General features: G+C 65.1%; 14 protein-coding genes. 7 read left to right on the forward strand and 7 right to left on the reverse strand.

All coding sequences use genetic code 11. From position 1 onward, the window contains the following. Positions 1-45: 45 nt before the first annotated feature. The 3 genes from X265_RS23395 to X265_RS23405 all read left to right on the forward strand — a co-directional run bounded on the left by X265_RS23395 (position 46) and on the right by X265_RS23405 (position 1,413). The gene (locus X265_RS23395; RefSeq protein WP_128966930.1) at positions 46-417 is read left to right on the forward strand and encodes a nuclear transport factor 2 family protein; all 372 of its coding nucleotides are present in this window, start codon (positions 46-48) and stop codon (positions 415-417) included. Between the two features lie 189 nt (positions 418-606). Further along, positions 607-939 carry a DHCW motif cupin fold protein gene (locus tag X265_RS23400; RefSeq protein ID WP_128966931.1) on the forward strand — a complete coding sequence of 111 codons (333 nt, stop codon included), beginning with the start codon at positions 607-609 and terminating at the stop codon, positions 937-939. Positions 940-1,203: 264 nt separating this feature from the next. Then, positions 1,204-1,413: a cold-shock protein gene (locus X265_RS23405; protein WP_045000506.1), complete on the forward strand. Its 210-nt coding sequence runs from the start codon at positions 1,204-1,206 to the stop codon at positions 1,411-1,413. Positions 1,414-1,562: 149 nt separating this feature from the next. Here the strand turns inward: X265_RS23405 and X265_RS23410 are convergent, their stop codons facing one another. Both X265_RS23410 and X265_RS23415 read right to left on the reverse strand, forming a co-directional pair. Next, complete coding sequence (locus tag X265_RS23410) at positions 1,563-2,864, reverse strand: RsmB/NOP family class I SAM-dependent RNA methyltransferase (protein WP_128966932.1); 1,302 nt, start codon at positions 2,862-2,864, stop codon at positions 1,563-1,565. Between the two features lie 35 nt (positions 2,865-2,899). Further along, complete coding sequence (locus tag X265_RS23415; RefSeq protein WP_128966933.1) at positions 2,900-3,322, reverse strand: MAPEG family protein; 423 nt, start codon at positions 3,320-3,322, stop codon at positions 2,900-2,902. Between the two features lie 165 nt (positions 3,323-3,487). Between X265_RS23415 and X265_RS23420 the strand changes: the two genes are divergently transcribed. Continuing rightward, positions 3,488-4,102, forward strand: a complete 615-nt coding sequence (locus X265_RS23420; protein ID WP_128966934.1) for an acriflavin resistance protein — start codon at positions 3,488-3,490, stop codon at positions 4,100-4,102. Between the two features lie 68 nt (positions 4,103-4,170). Continuing rightward, positions 4,171-5,013 carry a metallophosphoesterase family protein gene (locus tag X265_RS23425; protein ID WP_128966935.1) on the forward strand — a complete coding sequence of 281 codons (843 nt, stop codon included), beginning with the start codon at positions 4,171-4,173 and terminating at the stop codon, positions 5,011-5,013. A 10-nt stretch (positions 5,014-5,023) separates the two neighbouring features. Here X265_RS23425 and X265_RS23430 read toward each other — a convergent pair whose 3' ends face one another. Then, positions 5,024-5,323, reverse strand: a complete 300-nt coding sequence (locus X265_RS23430; protein ID WP_128966936.1) for a hypothetical protein — start codon at positions 5,321-5,323, stop codon at positions 5,024-5,026. 192 nt (positions 5,324-5,515) lie between these two features. Continuing rightward, a complete protein-coding gene (locus tag X265_RS23435; protein ID WP_164938751.1) occupies positions 5,516-6,538 on the reverse strand; it encodes an NADP-dependent oxidoreductase in 1,023 nt (340 codons plus the stop codon). A 137-nt stretch (positions 6,539-6,675) separates the two neighbouring features. Here X265_RS23435 and X265_RS23440 point away from each other — a divergent pair, with 137 nt between their 5' ends. Further along, positions 6,676-8,805: a methyl-accepting chemotaxis protein gene (locus X265_RS23440; protein WP_128966938.1), complete on the forward strand. Its 2,130-nt coding sequence runs from the start codon at positions 6,676-6,678 to the stop codon at positions 8,803-8,805. Between the two features lie 12 nt (positions 8,806-8,817). Here X265_RS23440 and guaB read toward each other — a convergent pair whose 3' ends face one another. Continuing rightward, a complete protein-coding gene (gene guaB / locus X265_RS23445; RefSeq protein WP_128966939.1) occupies positions 8,818-10,311 on the reverse strand; it encodes an IMP dehydrogenase in 1,494 nt (497 codons plus the stop codon). A 452-nt stretch (positions 10,312-10,763) separates the two neighbouring features. Between guaB and X265_RS23450 the strand changes: the two genes are divergently transcribed. Continuing rightward, complete coding sequence (locus tag X265_RS23450) at positions 10,764-12,254, forward strand: MFS transporter (protein WP_128966940.1); 1,491 nt, start codon at positions 10,764-10,766, stop codon at positions 12,252-12,254. A gap of 4 nt (positions 12,255-12,258) precedes the next feature. Here X265_RS23450 and X265_RS23455 read toward each other — a convergent pair whose 3' ends face one another. Beyond that, positions 12,259-12,936 (reverse strand): response regulator transcription factor, encoded by a 678-nt coding sequence (locus X265_RS23455; protein WP_128966941.1) that lies wholly within the window; start codon positions 12,934-12,936, stop codon positions 12,259-12,261. Continuing rightward, entirely contained in the window at positions 12,911-15,475 is a 2,565-nt protein-coding gene (locus tag X265_RS23460; RefSeq protein ID WP_128966942.1) for an ATP-binding protein, read from the reverse strand. The genes X265_RS23455 and X265_RS23460 overlap by 26 nt, the downstream gene beginning before the upstream one ends. Positions 15,476-15,749: the final 274 nt, after the last annotated feature.

Raw genomic sequence — 15,749 nt, forward strand, 5'->3', positions numbered from 1 at the left:
CTAATTGGCCCATCGCTTGAATCAAGGGCTATCAGGGAGAACGCCATGTCCAGATTTCATCAGCCATCACAGCTTGTCACGCTCGGCCGGACCTGGGTCGAGGCCTGGAACGCGCGCGACCTCGAGCGCGTGCTGACGCTCTATGATGAGGACGCCGTGATGACCTCGGACCGAATCCCCGCGATGGGGTTCGACGCCAGCGGCACGGTGCGCGGCAAGGAGAGTTTACGCGCGTATTGGGGCAAGGCACTCGGATTGCTACCGGAGCTGCACTTCTCGCTGATCGATGTGTTCGTCAGCCCTGACAGCGTCATGGTGTTTTACCAGAACGAGCGCGGCAAGAAGATCTGCGAATATCTGCGGGTGAATGATGCGGGGCTGATCGTGCAGGGCTCGGCGAACCATCTGCCGCATTGAGAACTCTCGTCCCATCCGCCACTGTCATTCCTCCGACAGCGGAGAATCCAGTACGCCGCGGCTCCTCCGCATTACGGCATGGCCTCTGGAGTCCTGGATCGCCCGCTTCGCGGGCGATGAGACGGAGACTGCGGCGCGTACGTGCGCTAACACAGGCGCTGCCGGCTCTGAATTCAAGGACTCCTCTCCATGAAACTCCCCACCTCGCCATTCACCGTCACCGACTGGAGCAAGGTCGAAGCCACCATACATCCCGGCGAGACCGGCGAAGCAAAATGGCGCACCCTGAACATCGGTGATCTCAGGGTGCGGATGGTCGAATATTCGGCGGGCTATCTCGCCGATCACTGGTGCGATCGCGGCCATGTGCTTTACGTGCTCGCCGGCGAGCTCGACAGCGAATTGCGCGACGGGCGCAGGTTCAAGCTGACGCCGGGCATGAGCTACCAGGTCTCGGATTTCGGCGACGCCGCGCATCGCTCGTCGACGGCGGTGGGCGCAACGCTCTTCATTGTCGACTGACGGAACTATCCTTCCCGCGGCCGTGTGCAGCGCAAAATAGCAAACGGCGCGCGGCTCGCTGTCAGCGCGCGGCGCCTTGAAGTCGCCCCAAAAAATCTCTAGATTGTGATCATCGATCCTTGGCCGAACGACTGGGCCGCTCCGTCTCATTTCCAATGGGCGAGCACGTTTCAGGTATTTCTCCAAAATCGACCAATCGGGACGTGGGCGCAAACCATGCGCATTTGTCCCCCTGAGTGCATCGTCACAAAGAAGGAAATGACTATGGCAATGGGTACCGTGAAGTGGTTCAACAATCAAAAGGGCTTTGGCTTCATCCAGCCTGACAACGGCGACAAGGACGTCTTCGTTCACATCAGCGCCGTCGAGCGCGCCGGCCTCAGCACCCTCAACGAGGGCCAGAAGGTCTCGTTCGACATCGTCGCGGACCGCCGCAGCGGCAAGTCCTCGGCCGACAACCTCCGCGCCGGCTAGTCAGCCGCGCACGATCTGACCACGGACGTACCGGTTAGAATCGTTGAACTCGAAGACCCCGCGACCGGGATACGGTTCGCGGGGTTTTTGTTTGCGCTGTCATTCCGGGACGCCCCCAGGGCGAGCCCCGGAATGACGGCGGAGCGAGATCAGCCGACCTTCTTCAGAACCGAGACGAAAAACCCGTCCGTCCCCGTACGGCGCGGGGTCATCAGCCAGCCCTCGTCGGATTGCAGCGCGGCTTGCGCAAACTGCTCGGCCTTGTCCCAAAGCACGCTGGCGGTCTGCTCGGGCGGAAGGGCCGAAAACTCCGGATGCTTGGCGATGAAGGCCCTCACCTGCTCGTTGTTCTCTTCTGACAGCACCGAGCAGGTGATGTAGGCGATGCGGCCGCCGGCCTTCACCAGCGGAACGGCGCGCTCCAGCACCTCGGCCTGGTCTTTCAGGCGGATCTCCAGCGCACCCGGCCGCATGCGCCATTTGGCATCGGGGTTACGGCGCCAGGTCCCGGTTCCCGTGCAAGGCGCGTCGATCACGACGAGGTCGGCAGTCGCGCTGATATCGGCAAGCGGATCGGCTTCGCCCTTGGGCGTGCGGACATCGGCATTGTGGACGCCGGCGCGCGACAGGCGTTCGTGGATCGGCATCAGCTGGCGCTTGTCGCGATCGGTGGCAATGAGCCGGCCCTTGCCCTGCATCAGCGCGGCGAGCGCCAGTGTCTTGCCGCCGGCCCCGGCGCAGAGATCGATCACCTGCTCACCCGGTTTGGCCGCGGTGAACAGGGCCGCAAGCTGCGATCCTTCATCCTGCACCTCAACGCCGCCCTTGATGAAATCCTCTTCCGCCTGAATGCCGGGATTGCGCGCATCGGCCGACAGCTCGATGCGCAGGCCGTTTGGCGACCATGGCGTCGGTTTCGCATGAAGATGAGCAAGCGCCTTCAGCACCTTGTCGCGATTGGACTTTAGCGTGTTGACGCGCAGGTCGAGCGGCGCCCGGCTTGCCATCGCCATCGCCTCGGCGATGCGGTCATCGCCGAACACTTTGGCCAGATGCGAATCGAGCCATTCCGGATAGTCGCCGGCGATCGAGGCCGGTGCATGCTTCAGCGAGCGTTGGCTGAGCGCGGCCTGCTCCGCCTCCGTCAAAGGCGCCGGTGCGAAGCGGCTGCCGTCGAACAAGGCGGCCATGGTCGCGGTATCCATGTCGCGCTCGAGGCGGAGCATGCCGATCAGGCGCGCGCGGGCGGTATCGGAATCCATCAAATAGGCGCTCGAGGAAAAGCGGCGCAACACGTCCCAGACGAGGCCTGCGATGGCGGCGCGGTCGCCGGAGCCGGCAAAGCGGTGCGCGGTGCCCCACTCCTTCAGCGCCTTCGCCGCAGGCACGCGGTCGCGTTCGATGGTGTCGATCAGTTCGATGGCTGCGGACAGCCGGGCAGCGGGAGTCATTTGAGTCTTTCAGATCAGGATTGGCGCACCAGCGCCTAGATCAGCAGCAGGATTTTCAGTGCGAAGTAGACCCACATCGCCAGCAGCACGAGCACGCCGGCGAGCCAGATCGACGAGCGCTGGCCGAGATCGTTCGACGTGATGAACACGCCGGCATGGGCAAAGCGCGTCACCACGAACACCCAGGACATCAGCACGATGAAAAGGTCGGCGTGGCGCAAGGGCAGTGCCAGTGCGATCAGCGCATAGAACAGCACCGGCAGTTCGAACTGGTTGCGGTAGCAATTGGCGGTTTGCGTGGCGCCCTTGGGCCAATTGGGCTCGCCGAGCGCAATGTCGCGGATCTTGGTCTCGCCCGAGACCAGCGCTTTGCGGCGGGCGAACACCATGCCGATCAGGAGGGCGAAGGTGAGCCCGATCTGCACGAAGACAGGCAACAAAGCCATTTGAACTGACATCGGAACTTTCCCGTGAGGCGGCATGCCGCGGACCGTCAATAGCCGCGACTGCTCGCCCTGACAATCGGCGAGTTGAACCGGCGTTCCCGCTTCGGCGACCAACTGCTGATACTTGAAGCGATTTTGGCCCCTCAAGTCCGGCGGCGGCGCCGCCCAGAGCGCGACATGAATACCCTGTCCAATCTTTGGAGCGAAGCCGCCGACGGCGAGCTCGGCATCTGGATGTCGGCGCTGTCGGGCATCGCCGCGGCCCTCGCCGTGGCGCTGGCGATGACCGTCTACTTCCGCCTGTCCTACCGGACCTGGCGCGACGTCGTCAGGCATGGCCTCGCAACGCTCGCTGCCGTCGCCCTGTTCGGTTTCGCCGCTTACGACATGCGCCACGCCGCGCTGGCCTATCTCGGCCTCAACCCCTCCAAGCCCGCGGTCGAGTTCGAGATCCGCATGCCCCGGGAGACGCTGACGGCCGTCAGCGGCAGCCAGATCGAGCTGCACACCGACCGCAACCAGACGCTGGCGCTGGTCGACGGCGTGACCGAACTTGCCGACGGACGCGCGGTGCTACGCGGCGCGGTCGCCCTCAACTACCGCACCGCCGACCGGGTGCTGGTCCTGAACCTGCCCGGCAAAGGCACGTTCGAGTTTCGCCTGCGCCTCTCCGCCGAGCCGCATCCCAGCGAGCAGTTCGGCCCCTGGCACCTCGCCGACCGCATCACCCCCTCGGTCGCAAGCGGCGCCGCGCCGCAGGACGCTTACACGATCCGCTATCGCGTGCTTTAAACTTTGTTTCATCACGGTTCTTGTGCGCGCGTCATCGTTCCGACGTTTCGCCGGACGATACTTTGCCTATGTCCGAATTTCGCCTCACCCAGATTTCCGACACGCATCTCGGCCGGCGCTTTCCCGGCCTGATCGCCAACTTCCAGGCGATCAGCGAGCATATCGACGCGAGCAGGCCTGATCTCGTCATCAACACCGGCGACGTATCCTTCGACGGGCCGATCAGCCGCGACGACGTCGAGTTCGCGAAAAGCCTGCACGACGCCCTGCCCGTTGCCTGCCGCTACATTCCGGGCAATCACGACATCGGCGACAATCCGACCGCACTCGGGCCTGCGCCGAAACCGCCGGTGACCGAAGCCCACCGCCGGCAATTCCGCGACATCATCGGCGAAGACCATTGGTCGTTCGAGGCTGCCGGCTGGTGCTTCATCGGCCTCAACTCGCTGGTGATGAATTCTGGCCTCGCCTTCGAGGCCGAGCAATTCGACTGGCTCTCGGCCGAAATCTCACGCGCGAACAGAAAACAAGTCGCGCTGTTCATCCACAAGCCGCTGTTTCTCCACCGGCCCGATGACGCCGAGACGCCGGAGACCTCGATCCGTTACGTGCCGCAGCCGGCGCGTGCGCGCCTGATCGAGATGCTGGGCAGCGCGGACCTCCGCCTCATCGCCAGCGGCCATGTGCATCAGCGCCGCGACTTCACGTTCCGCCACGTCAGGCACGTCTGGGCACCGTCGGCCGGCTTCAAGATTAACGACGCGCGCCAGGACCGGATCGCGATCAAGGAGACCGGCCTCGTCGAGTACCGCTTTTCACCCGACAGTTTTGAAGTCCGCCACATCCGCGCGGCTGGTCAAGTCGATGTCGATATCGAAGAGCTCTTCGCCCAGATGGGCGGCGAGCAGTGAGCGCACACGCTCAAGCGACGCTCTTGAGATCCTGCTGGATCGCAGCGAGTAACGATTGCAGCGCTTCGCTGGTGACTTCTGGAGGCGCCGCCCCATCGACCGGCACGATCTTCGCGGGCTCGGCCGTCTTGAGCGACCGATTGGGAAAACGCGGCGGCGGCTTTGGCATGGCGGGGGCTGCGAACTCGCCCTCCTCCTCGCTGTGCACGAACTTGCCGTGAATGACGTCGTCGTGGCGGCCCATGACATACATGGCCACCCAATAGCCGGCCGCCAGAAGAATAACGCAGAAAATACCGATCTCTAACATCGCAGCACCTGAAATATGCGCGATGATTCAATGCCTTCGCCCGGACGTCAATCAACCCTCGTTCACACTCCGCCCTTTAGGGGCGAGTGTGGCCGATCGGTGACTCTTTGTTAACCATTGACGCCCGGGGCGCGGCGTCGGAGCAACTGGATGGCGCTCCAGGCCTGTCGGAGACGCAGCAGGCCTTGAAAGCTAAGCCTTATCCCCCCCGACCCGGACCAGCTGCTTGCCGAAATTGGCCCCCTTCAGCAGCCCGATGAAGGCAGCCGGGGCACTCTCCAGGCCCTCGGTGACGAATTCCTTGTACTTCACCTTGCCATCGCGGACCCAGGTCGACATGTCGCGCAGGAAGTCGCCATGGCGCGAGGCGAAGTCGGAGACGATGAAGCCGCGGAAGGTCAGCCGCTTGGTGAGGATGTTGCGCATCATCGCAGCGGCCCATTTGGGGGGCTTGGCCTCGGTATCGTTATAGTGGGCGATCAGGCCGCAGACCGGCACCCGCGCGAAGGGATTGAGCAGCGGGAAGAGCGCCTCGAACACGGCGCCGCCGACATTCTCGAAATAGACGTCGATGCCATCAGGGCAGGCATCCTTCAGCTTGGCCGCAAGATCGGGATCGCGGTGATCGATGCAGGCTTCGAAGCCGAGCTCCTTCACCACGTAGTCGCACTTGTCCTTGCCGCCGGCGATGCCCACGGCACGTGCGCCCTTGATCCTCGCGATCTGGCCGACGGCCGAGCCGACAGCGCCGGAGGCGCCGGCAACGACAACGGTCTCGCCGGCTTGCGGCTTGCCGATGTCGAGCAGGCCCGTATACGCGGTCATGCCGGGCATGCCGAGCACACCGATGGAGGTCGAGATCGGCCCGAGCTTGGGATCGACCTTGATGAGCCCCTTGCCGTTCGAGATCGCATGCGTCTGCCAGCCGGTGCGCGCACGGACGATGTCGCCGACCGCGAAATCGGAATTGTTGGAGGCTACGACCTCGCTCACCGCCTCGCCTTCCATCACGCCGCCAACCGGCACCGGGGCGGCATAGGACGGCCCTTCGCTCATGCGTCCGCGCATGTAGGGATCGAGGGACAGCCAAACGGTGCGCAGCAGGACATCACCCGCGCCGGCCGAGGGAATCGCGAATTCCTCGAGACGAAAATCCGACGGCTTGGGTTCCCCGACGGGGCGTGCGGCGAGAACGATGCGTTTTGCTTGGGCCATGATGGTTCCTCCGGATCTGTTTGTGGGCATGATTTAGAGGCAGCGTGGCGGCGAAGCAAACGCTCGCTCGATTAAGGCTTTGGTCGCGAATGCAAACTAAAATTGCGCAGCGTTTCCATGATCAAAGAGCCTAACCGGTGCCAGAGCTTTCCGTCCCGTCCGACCATCGCCGAGAGATCGGCGCGAAGGGCGGGCTCAGCCTGCGCTGGCGCGTCCTGGCCGGCAACCTGATCACGAGCCTTTTGGCCATCGCCTTCGCCGGCGCGGTCGCCTGGGGCGGATGGGGCGACCTGCGCAAGCGGGAAGCGGCCGCGCGCTCGCTTGATGCCTTCGAGCTGGTGATGAAAGCGAACAGCCTGATTCCGGTCGAACGCACCGCCTGGTATGCGGCCGCGACTCCCGCCGAGCCGGCCACGCCCGAGAAGTTGTCGGCGCTCGACAAGACCATCGCCAACACGGACGCTGCCATCGATGCGGCCAAGGCGGCCATTCGCGCGGCGGAGCTGCCGACGCGATCGGTCGAAGCCGCCGAGCAGATCTTGCAAAAGACCCGTAGCGTCGGACGCCAGGCCGCGGCCTTGCCCAAGTCGCAACGTCCCGCCGATAGCCAGACGGCGATCGTGGACGGCCTTGCGCGCTCCGTCGACGCGCTTACGGCTGCGACGAGCGAAGCCTTGATCAGCCTGTCACGCACCGGCAGCGACATCGAGAACCTGCTGCCATCGGCCGCGCTGGCGCAGAGCGCGCAAAGCATGCGCACCATCAACGGCGCGCGTGCCGCCGTGCTCGGCCTGTTCGCCCGCAATCAGCCTCTGTCGGCAGCCCAGCGCGTCGAGGTGACCGAATTGTCGGGTCAGGTCGCGCTGATCTGGACCCAGATCGAGCAAGGCGTTCACAATGCCGGCGATGCGCCGGTGCTCGTGAACGTCGCCAACCAGGTGCGCGCAAAACTGATGAGCGAAGGCGAGCCGCGTTTCCAGGAATTGGTCGCGGCGGCCCGCGAGGGGCGCCCCAGCCCGATCAGCGAGGCCGAATGGCCGCGCTGGCTCGCTCCCGTCCTGAACAGCGTGCTCGGTCTGCGTGACGCCGCCCTGACCTTTGCCCACGAGGCCAACAATACGGCGATCGGGCAAGCGCAGACGCGCCTGATCTGGGCGCTGGCGGCCCTGCTGGTCGTGCTGATCGCCTCGGTCGCCGTCGTCATCGCCGTGATGCGCCAGGTGATCAGCCCACTGGTGCGGCTGACCGGCGCGACCCTGCGGCTTGCTGACGGCGAGCTCGACGTCGCGATCCCCGACGGGCATCGCAAGGACGAGATCGGCACCATGGCCGGCGCGCTGCAGATTTTCAAGGATGCGCTGGTCGCGAAAAAGCGCGCCGACGCGGATGCGGCGCGTAACGCCGAAGCGCAGATCGAGCGCGGCCGTCGCGTCAACGTCATCACGCGCGATTTCGAGACCGTGATCGGCGAGATCGTCAGCACCGTCTCCTCGGCCGCGACCGAGCTTGAGGGGTCGGCCGGCACCCTGAACACCACGGCGGATCGCTCGCAGACGCTGACGACGGCCGTCGCGGCAGCCTCCGAAGAAGCATCGGCCAATGTGCAATCGGTGGCCACCGCGACGGAAGAGCTCACCTCGTCGGTCAACGAGATCAGCCGTCAGGTGCAGGAATCCGCGCGCGTGGCCGGCGATGCCGTCGAGCAGGCCCGCCGCACCAACGACCGCGTCGGCGAATTGTCACAGGCCGCGAGCCGGATCGGCGACGTCATCGAACTCATCAACTCGATCGCGGGTCAGACCAACCTTTTGGCGCTGAACGCGACCATCGAGGCCGCGCGCGCCGGCGATGCCGGTCGCGGCTTCGCGGTGGTCGCCTCGGAAGTGAAGGCGCTGGCGCAGCAGACCGCGAAAGCGACCGAGGAAATCCAGCAGCAGATCGGAAGCGTGCAGGCGGCGACGCAGGAATCCGTCGGCGCCATCAAGGCGATCAGCGAGACGATCGAGCGACTTTCGGAGATATCCTCGACGATTGCCGCGGCCGTCGAGGAACAGGGCGCAGCCACGCAGGAGATCGCGCGAAACGTGCAGCAGGCGGCGCACGGCACCCAGCAGGTCTCCGTCAACATCAACGACGTCCAGCAGGGCGCCAGCGAAACCGGCTCGGCCTCGTCCCAGGTGCTGACCGCCGCCCAGTTGCTGGCCTCGGATTCGAGCCGCCTCAAGCTCGAGGTCGGGAAATTTCTCGAAGCCGTACGCGCGGCCTGAGGCCGCGCGCAACTAGCCGCCGCCCGGATAGTTCGGGCTCTCGCGCGTGATGGTCACGTCGTGGACGTGGCTTTCGCGCAGGCCCGCGCCGGTGATACGGACGAACTGCGCCTTGTCGTGCAGCTCCTTCATGTCCTTGGCGCCGACATAGCCCATCGCCGCGCGCAAGCCACCGGCGAGCTGGTGCATGACGTTGCCGACCGGTCCCTTGTACGGTACCTGGCCCTCGATGCCTTCGGGCACGAGCTTGAGCGAGTCCTTGATGTCCTGCTGGAAGTAGCGGTCGGCCGAGCCCCGCGCCATTGCGCCGACCGAGCCCATGCCGCGATAGGCCTTGTAGGAGCGGCCCTGCCACAGGAAAACTTCGCCTGGGGTTTCGTCTGTGCCGGCGAGCAGCGAGCCGACCATCGCAATGTCGGCGCCGGCGGCGAGCGCCTTGGCCAGGTCCCCTGAGAACTTGATGCCGCCGTCGGCGATGACCGGGATGTCCGACTTCTTCGCCGCCTCGACCGCATCCATGATCGCGGTGAGCTGGGGCACGCCGACGCCGGCAACGATGCGCGTGGTGCAGATCGAGCCCGGGCCGATACCGACCTTGATGCAGTCCGCGCCCGCATCGATCAGCGCCTGCGCGCCGTCTGATGTCGCGACGTTGCCGGCAACGACCTGCACGGAGTTGGACAGGCGCTTGATGCGGTTGACCGCATGCAGCACGTGGCGGGAATGGCCGTGCGCGGTGTCGACGACGACGAGGTCGACGCCGGCATCGATCAGCCGTTCGGTGCGCTCGAACCCGGTATCGCCGACGGTGGTGGCGGCGGCGACGCGCAGGCGGCCCTGAGCATCCTTGCAGGCGAGCGGATGGGCGACGGCCTTCTCCATGTCCTTGACGGTGATCAGACCGACGCAGCGATACTGGTCGTCGACGACCAGCAGCTTCTCGATCCGGTGCTGATGCAGCATCCGCCGCGCTTCGTCCTGGCTGACATTCTCGCGCACCGTGACGAGGCCTTCGTGCGTCATCAGCTCGGAGACCTTTTGCCGGCGGTCGGTGGCAAAGCGCACGTCGCGGTTGGTCAGGATGCCGACCAGCTTGCCGGGCGTATTCTTGCCGGCGCCGGTGACGACGGGAATGCCGGAGATGCCGTGGTCGCTCATCAACTTGAGTGCATCGTCGAGCGAGGCCTCGGGGCTGATGGTAAGCGGGTTCACCACCATGCCCGACTCATAGCGCTTGACCTGCCGGACCTGGGCGGCCTGGCCTTCAGGATCGAAATTGCGGTGGATGACGCCGAGGCCGCCGGCCTGCGCCATGGCGATCGCCATGCGGGCCTCGGTGACGGTGTCCATGGCGGAGGCCATGATCGGGATGTTGAGCGGGATGGCGCGGGTGACGCGAGAGCGGATGTCGACCTCGCCCGGCATGACGTCCGACAGGCCCGGCTTCAACAGCACGTCGTCGAACGTAAAGGCTTCGCGGATGCCCTGAAGTTGCACCGTGGCCATATGCCAACTCCTTCCTGCGGCCGTGCCGCAAATGACGATGGATGAGCGCCGCCCTCGGCGTACCTTGCGGCATCGCCCTGAAGAATCGGAGCCCATCGGTGGGGTTGACGCGGGTCGATAGCACGGCCGCGTGACGAATCAAAGCAAATCGGACCGCCGGCCAGCCATGCACAGGTATTATTAGGTAAATTCCGCGGGAAAAGGCCGGCGGCGGCCCATCCAATCCGCCGTCATTCCGGGGCGCGACGAAGTCGCGAGCCCGGAATCCATCCCGCAGCTATGCCGGCGGCCCAATGGATTCCGGGCTCACGCCACGTGGCGCGCCCCGGAATGACTGAAAGAGCGAGCGCAAAATCTAGGTGCTATGCGTTGATCTGCAATGGTCCGACGCTAGCGGCGATGATAAGCCGCAATCCTCGCCCTTTCCGCCCCATTTCCAGTACCAATCGCTCATGGTCGACAAGCAACGCATCATTCCGCTGATCGTGGCCACCGCCTTGTTCATGGAGAACATGGACTCGACCGTGATCGCCACCTCGCTGCCGGCGATCGCGGCCGACATCGGCACCAGCCCGCTGACGCTCAAGCTTGCGATCACCTCCTACCTCTTGTCGCTCGCGGTGTTCATTCCGGCGAGCGGCTGGACCGCGGACAGGTTCGGCGCGCGCATGGTGTTCGCGATCGCGGTCGGCGTGTTCATGATCGGCTCGGTCGGCTGCGCGCTGTCGGGTTCGGTCACCGACTTCGTGTTCGCGCGCATCCTGCAAGGCATGGGCGGCGCCATGATGACGCCGGTCGGGCGTCTCGTGCTGCTCCGCTCGGTCGACAAGAGCGCGCTGGTCAACGCCATGGCCTGGGTGACGGTCCCTGCACTGATCGGTCCCGTGATCGGGCCGCCGCTTGGTGGCTTCATCACCACCTACGCGTCGTGGCACTGGATCTTCCTGATCAACATCCCGATCGGCCTGCTCGGCATCTTCATGGCGCTGCGCTTCATCGATCCCATCAAGAGCGAGACGCAGGAGAAGTTCGATCTCTACGGCATGATGCTCGCGGGCCTCGGGCTTGCCGGCATCGCGTTCGGCCTCTCGGTCGCCGGCCTCAATCTCCTGCCCTGGAGCACGGTGGCGGCTCTCGTCCTTGGCGGGGCGATCTCGATGACGCTGTATGTCCTGCATGCGCGCCGCACGGGCTCGCCGGTGCTGGACTTCTCGCTGCTGAAGCTTCCGACGTTGCGCGCGGCGGTGTTCGGCGGTTTCATGTTCCGGCTCGGCATCGGCGCGCTGCCCTTCCTGCTCCCGCTCCTGATGCAGATCGGCTTCGGGCTGTCGCCGTTCCATTCCGGCCTCGTCACCTTCGCTTCCTCGCTCGGCGCGATGGGCATGAAGACGCTGGCTGCGCGCCTGATCCGCACCTTCGGTTTCCGTAACCTCATGACGGTGAACGCGATCGTCAGCGCGTTCTTCCTCGGCGTCTGCGCGCTGTTCACGGTGACGACGCCGCTTCTGATCATCATGGTGATCCTGGTGGTCGGCGGCTTCTTCCGCTCGCTCGAGTTCACCGCGATCAACACGGTGGCCTATGCCGACGTCGAGAGTCCGCAGATGAGCCGCGCCACGACCCTCGTCAGCGTCAACCAGCAGCTCGCGGTCTCCGCCGGCGTCGCGGTCGGCGCGGCTTGCGTCGAGACGACGATGTGGTTCAGCCATGTCGACGAGCTCAACGCCACGGTGTTCGCGCCCGCCTTCATCGTGGTGGCGCTGACTTCGGCGGCATCGAGCTGGTTCTTCTGGCAGATGCCCAGCGATGCCGGCCACGAGATCTCCGGCCGGAAGGCGGTGGAGATCGCAAGCCGCAAGGGGGCCGGCAAGGGTGCGGCCAAGGCCGCCGTCAAGACGGCGACCGAAGATACCCAGGACGTGCGGGACCAGCGGTTGGGGTAGAAGGCTACGACTGCTGCGGCACCAGGGCATACCCGACGCCGCGCACCGTCGTGATCGGCGCCGGCGCCCCGTCGAGCTGCATCTTGCGGCGCAGCCGCACGATCAGATTGTCGACCGTGTGCTCGCTGATCTCGCGAGGATCGCGATTCGAGATCACGTCGAGCAGGAAATCACGGCTCAGCGGCTGCGTCATGTGAGACGCGAGCGCGACGAGGATGTTGAACTCCCCCGACGTCAACTTGACCATGCTTCCGTCGGGACGAAACAGTTCGCGGCGGACCGGATCGAGAATCCAGCCGTCAAAGGTGACGACCTTTTCCTTGGTCCGCCGCAAGACGCTGCGGATGCGGGCCAGGAGCGTGCGCAGATTGATCGGCTTGGAGACGTAGTCGTCCCCGCCTGCGTCGAGCCCAGAGAGCATGTCGGCTTCGGAATCCCGGCTGGTGACGAAGATCAGGCCGCATTGTTCGCCGAGCCGCAGCTCACGCGCCAACGCGATGCCGTCGGCATCCGGCAGATTGATGTCGAGCAGGACGATGTCGGGCCTCAGGGTGGCCAGACCGGCGCGCAGCTCCGCGCCGGTCGCCACGCCGTGAGCGGTCATGCCCTCTCCGGTCAGGAACGAGGTCAGCATCAGCCGGATATCCGGCGCATCTTCAACCACGAGCACGCTGATCGACATCACTTTCCCCAAACTCACACGTGCCGGCCGCACTTGCCGGGGTGCCACGCCCGCCAGCGCCCTGCTCTCTCAACACGAGATCGATCTGCCTGCGCAGCGCATTGACGGCGTCATCCCGGTCACGAAGCCCCGCGAGCACGGCGCGCCCGGCAATCATCGCGTCATCGGCGCTCGCTGCAAGCTCCGACATGCGCAGATTGGCTGCGCTTCCCTTGATGCGGTGGGCGATGCCCACGAGCTCCTTCGGAGTCAAATCGCTTCGCGCCAGCGCGCGGTCCAGCTCCGGCAGACTATCCGCAAACAGCTCCTGAAATTCGTCGATGCGGTCCCGCCCGAACACCTCCTCGAGCGTGAACGCGCCGTCGGCAGTTTCCGGCGCAAGGAATGCCTCGATCTTCCAGACGACCTCTTCCGGCGACAGCGTTGCTGCAATGACCAAATCGGCGCCCTCATCCAGCAGGCGAGCGCCCTCTTCAGGCGCAGAAGCGCCGATGACGAAGATGCGCTTGCCCTCGTGCTGGGCTCGCGAACGCAGCGCCTGAACCAAACCGGGCGGCGGGGCGACCGCGACGATCGCGGCGAACTCGCGCGCCGCCAGCATGGCACCGGCGGCATCGAACGAGCCGGCGGGAAAGACGCGAAACCCGAGATGCCGAAGCGGGTCGTGGATCGCCTTGCTGCCCTCGCCCACCACCAGGACGTCACTGCCGACGTTGAGAAGGGCGCCGGGCCCGGCGACGGGCCAGTGCCTGGTCGTCAGCGCGGCCTCGATCGTACGATGCAGAGCCGCAACGTCGATCGGCTTGGCCAGATGCCCGTCCATGCCGGCCGCACGACAGGCTTCGACATCTTCCGTCATGACGTTGGCGGTCAGGGCGACGATCGGAACCTGGCTTTGCGGCGAGGCCAGCGCGCGAATTCGCCGCGTGGCCTCCAGACCGTCGACATCGGGCATCTGCACGTCCATGAGCACGGCGTCAAAGCGCGCGCTGCGCACGAGTTCGATCGCCTGCTCACCCGACTTGACCAGCGCAGTCCTGTGGCCTGCCCGCTCCAGAATGCCACGCGCAACCTCGGCGTTGATCTTGATATCCTCGACCAGCAACAGGTTCAACGGCCTGACCGGCGGCAACGCCGTGTCCACCGCATCACGAGCAGGTGGACCATCGGCCGGCGGTAGCGGCAACGAGAACCGAAAGTGGCTGCCGCGCCCCGGCGTGCTCTCGGCTTCGATCTGTCCCTTCATGCCTTCGACGAGGCGCTTGCAAATCGCAAGGCCCAGGCCCGTGCCGCCGAAGCGCCGGCGGATCGAAGCGTCGCCCTGCTCGAACGATTGAAACAGGCGCGCCTGTTGTTCAGGCGCGATTCCGATGCCTGTATCCGTAACGCAGAACGTGACGAGCATCTCGTCCTGCGATCCAGACGTGGTCACTTCGATGGTGACCCCGCCGCGGCTGGTGAATTTCAGGGCGTTGCCGATCAGGTTGAAGAGAATCTGTCGCAAGCGCGACTGATCGCCAAGCACCCATCGCGGCAAAGCCGGCGCAAGCACGAGCTGGAGCGTCAGGCCTTTCTCATGGGCGCGCGGCGACATCAGGTTGACGATTTCGCGCAGAGCTTGCCGGACATCGAACGGTGCACGTTCGTAGATATCGGCCTGCCGCTCGAGCTTCGAGATGTCGAGGATATCGTCCAGGATCTTGAGCAGGCCTTGCGCCGAGGAGCGGATGGTCGACACGCGCCGCCGCTGGGCGAGCGACAACGGATCATCCAGCGCCAGTTGCGCCATGCCGAGGATTCCGTTCATGGGCGTGCGGATCTCGTGGCTCATGACCGCCAGGAAGTCGGCCTTGACGCTCGCAGCGGCTTCTGCCGCATCCTTGGCTTCGCGCAGATCGAGGTTGACTTGCCGTTCGCGCGCGATGCGCAGATATTCCTCGCGCCGCAGCCGATTGAACTGCGTGCGCGCCACCGCGCCAACGACGTAGCCGACCAGCACGACCAGCATGATGATCGTCAGATCAAGCGAGCTTTCCGGATCGGGCCTGAGCACCGCCCAGAACACCAGGCTGATGATGGGCGCATAGGCGCTCATCAACGCGACCCAGCGAAATCGCCCGGGGATGCACAGGTTGAGCGCGATCGCAATCAACGGCAGCAACAATCCGCCGTGACGGGTCAGGCTCGGATGGTTGAAGACCAGCGCGTTGAGCGTGAAGAACGCAAACTGGTGCGCGTAGGTGACCGCGACGATGCGCGCATAGCGGCTCGTCCGCAGCACGGCGATCACCGCGGCAACGGCCGACAGCGCGATCAGGAGCCGGACCTCGCTGAAATAGGCCAGGCGCGGCCCGGTCAGCATCATGAAATCCAGCGGCACGAAGGACAGGCTTGCCGCCGTCTCGGCGAGAATGCACAGCAGAGACATGGCGCGGGCCGACTGCCAGACGCTCTCCGAGAACGCCTCCTCTGTCGCGCCGTCGCGGAATTCGCCGGTTGGCCCAATGAGCCCGCGAAGGTCGAATTCTACCGCGGACATTCCGGCCAATCTCCTCGCTCGCCAATCACGTCCATCCTTTGCAGGAGCGCCCCACGTTCGTCCAGAGCCAATTCCGCCTGGGCCCTCGCAGCGCGCCTGCGATCAACCTCCGTTGATGGTGGTTTCCGACACCTTACCGTACGAGACCCCTCGATCCCGGACACGTCCGATGTCGCGTCAATTATGGCGACCGACGTTTGGTCGGTGGCCCTGTCAACGGTCCATCGAAGACCGGCGGCAGGGACCGGGAGACGGGTTGGGGAGACGTATGATT

This window comes from Bradyrhizobium guangdongense (genome assembly GCF_004114975.1).
In the GTDB taxonomy this organism is placed as follows: Bacteria; Pseudomonadota; Alphaproteobacteria; order Rhizobiales; family Xanthobacteraceae; genus Bradyrhizobium; species Bradyrhizobium guangdongense.

Coding starts and splice junctions, on each gene's coding strand:
- X265_RS23395 (WP_128966930.1), top strand. CDS start 46: ATGTCCAGATTTCATCAGCCATCACAGCTTGTCACGCTCGGCCGGACC.
- X265_RS23400 (WP_128966931.1), top strand. CDS start 607: ATGAAACTCCCCACCTCGCCATTCACCGTCACCGACTGGAGCAAGGTC.
- X265_RS23405 (WP_045000506.1), top strand. CDS start 1,204: ATGGCAATGGGTACCGTGAAGTGGTTCAACAATCAAAAGGGCTTTGGC.
- X265_RS23410 (WP_128966932.1), bottom strand. CDS start 2,864: ATGACTCCCGCTGCCCGGCTGTCCGCAGCCATCGAACTGATCGACACC.
- X265_RS23415 (WP_128966933.1), bottom strand. CDS start 3,322: ATGTCAGTTCAAATGGCTTTGTTGCCTGTCTTCGTGCAGATCGGGCTC.
- X265_RS23420 (WP_128966934.1), top strand. CDS start 3,488: ATGAATACCCTGTCCAATCTTTGGAGCGAAGCCGCCGACGGCGAGCTC.
- X265_RS23425 (WP_128966935.1), top strand. CDS start 4,171: ATGTCCGAATTTCGCCTCACCCAGATTTCCGACACGCATCTCGGCCGG.
- X265_RS23430 (WP_128966936.1), bottom strand. CDS start 5,323: ATGTTAGAGATCGGTATTTTCTGCGTTATTCTTCTGGCGGCCGGCTAT.
- X265_RS23435 (WP_164938751.1), bottom strand. CDS start 6,538: ATGGCCCAAGCAAAACGCATCGTTCTCGCCGCACGCCCCGTCGGGGAA.
- guaB (WP_128966939.1), bottom strand. CDS start 10,311: ATGGCCACGGTGCAACTTCAGGGCATCCGCGAAGCCTTTACGTTCGAC.
- X265_RS23450 (WP_128966940.1), top strand. CDS start 10,764: ATGGTCGACAAGCAACGCATCATTCCGCTGATCGTGGCCACCGCCTTG.
- X265_RS23455 (WP_128966941.1), bottom strand. CDS start 12,936: ATGTCGATCAGCGTGCTCGTGGTTGAAGATGCGCCGGATATCCGGCTG.
- X265_RS23460 (WP_128966942.1), bottom strand. CDS start 15,475: ATGTCCGCGGTAGAATTCGACCTTCGCGGGCTCATTGGGCCAACCGGC.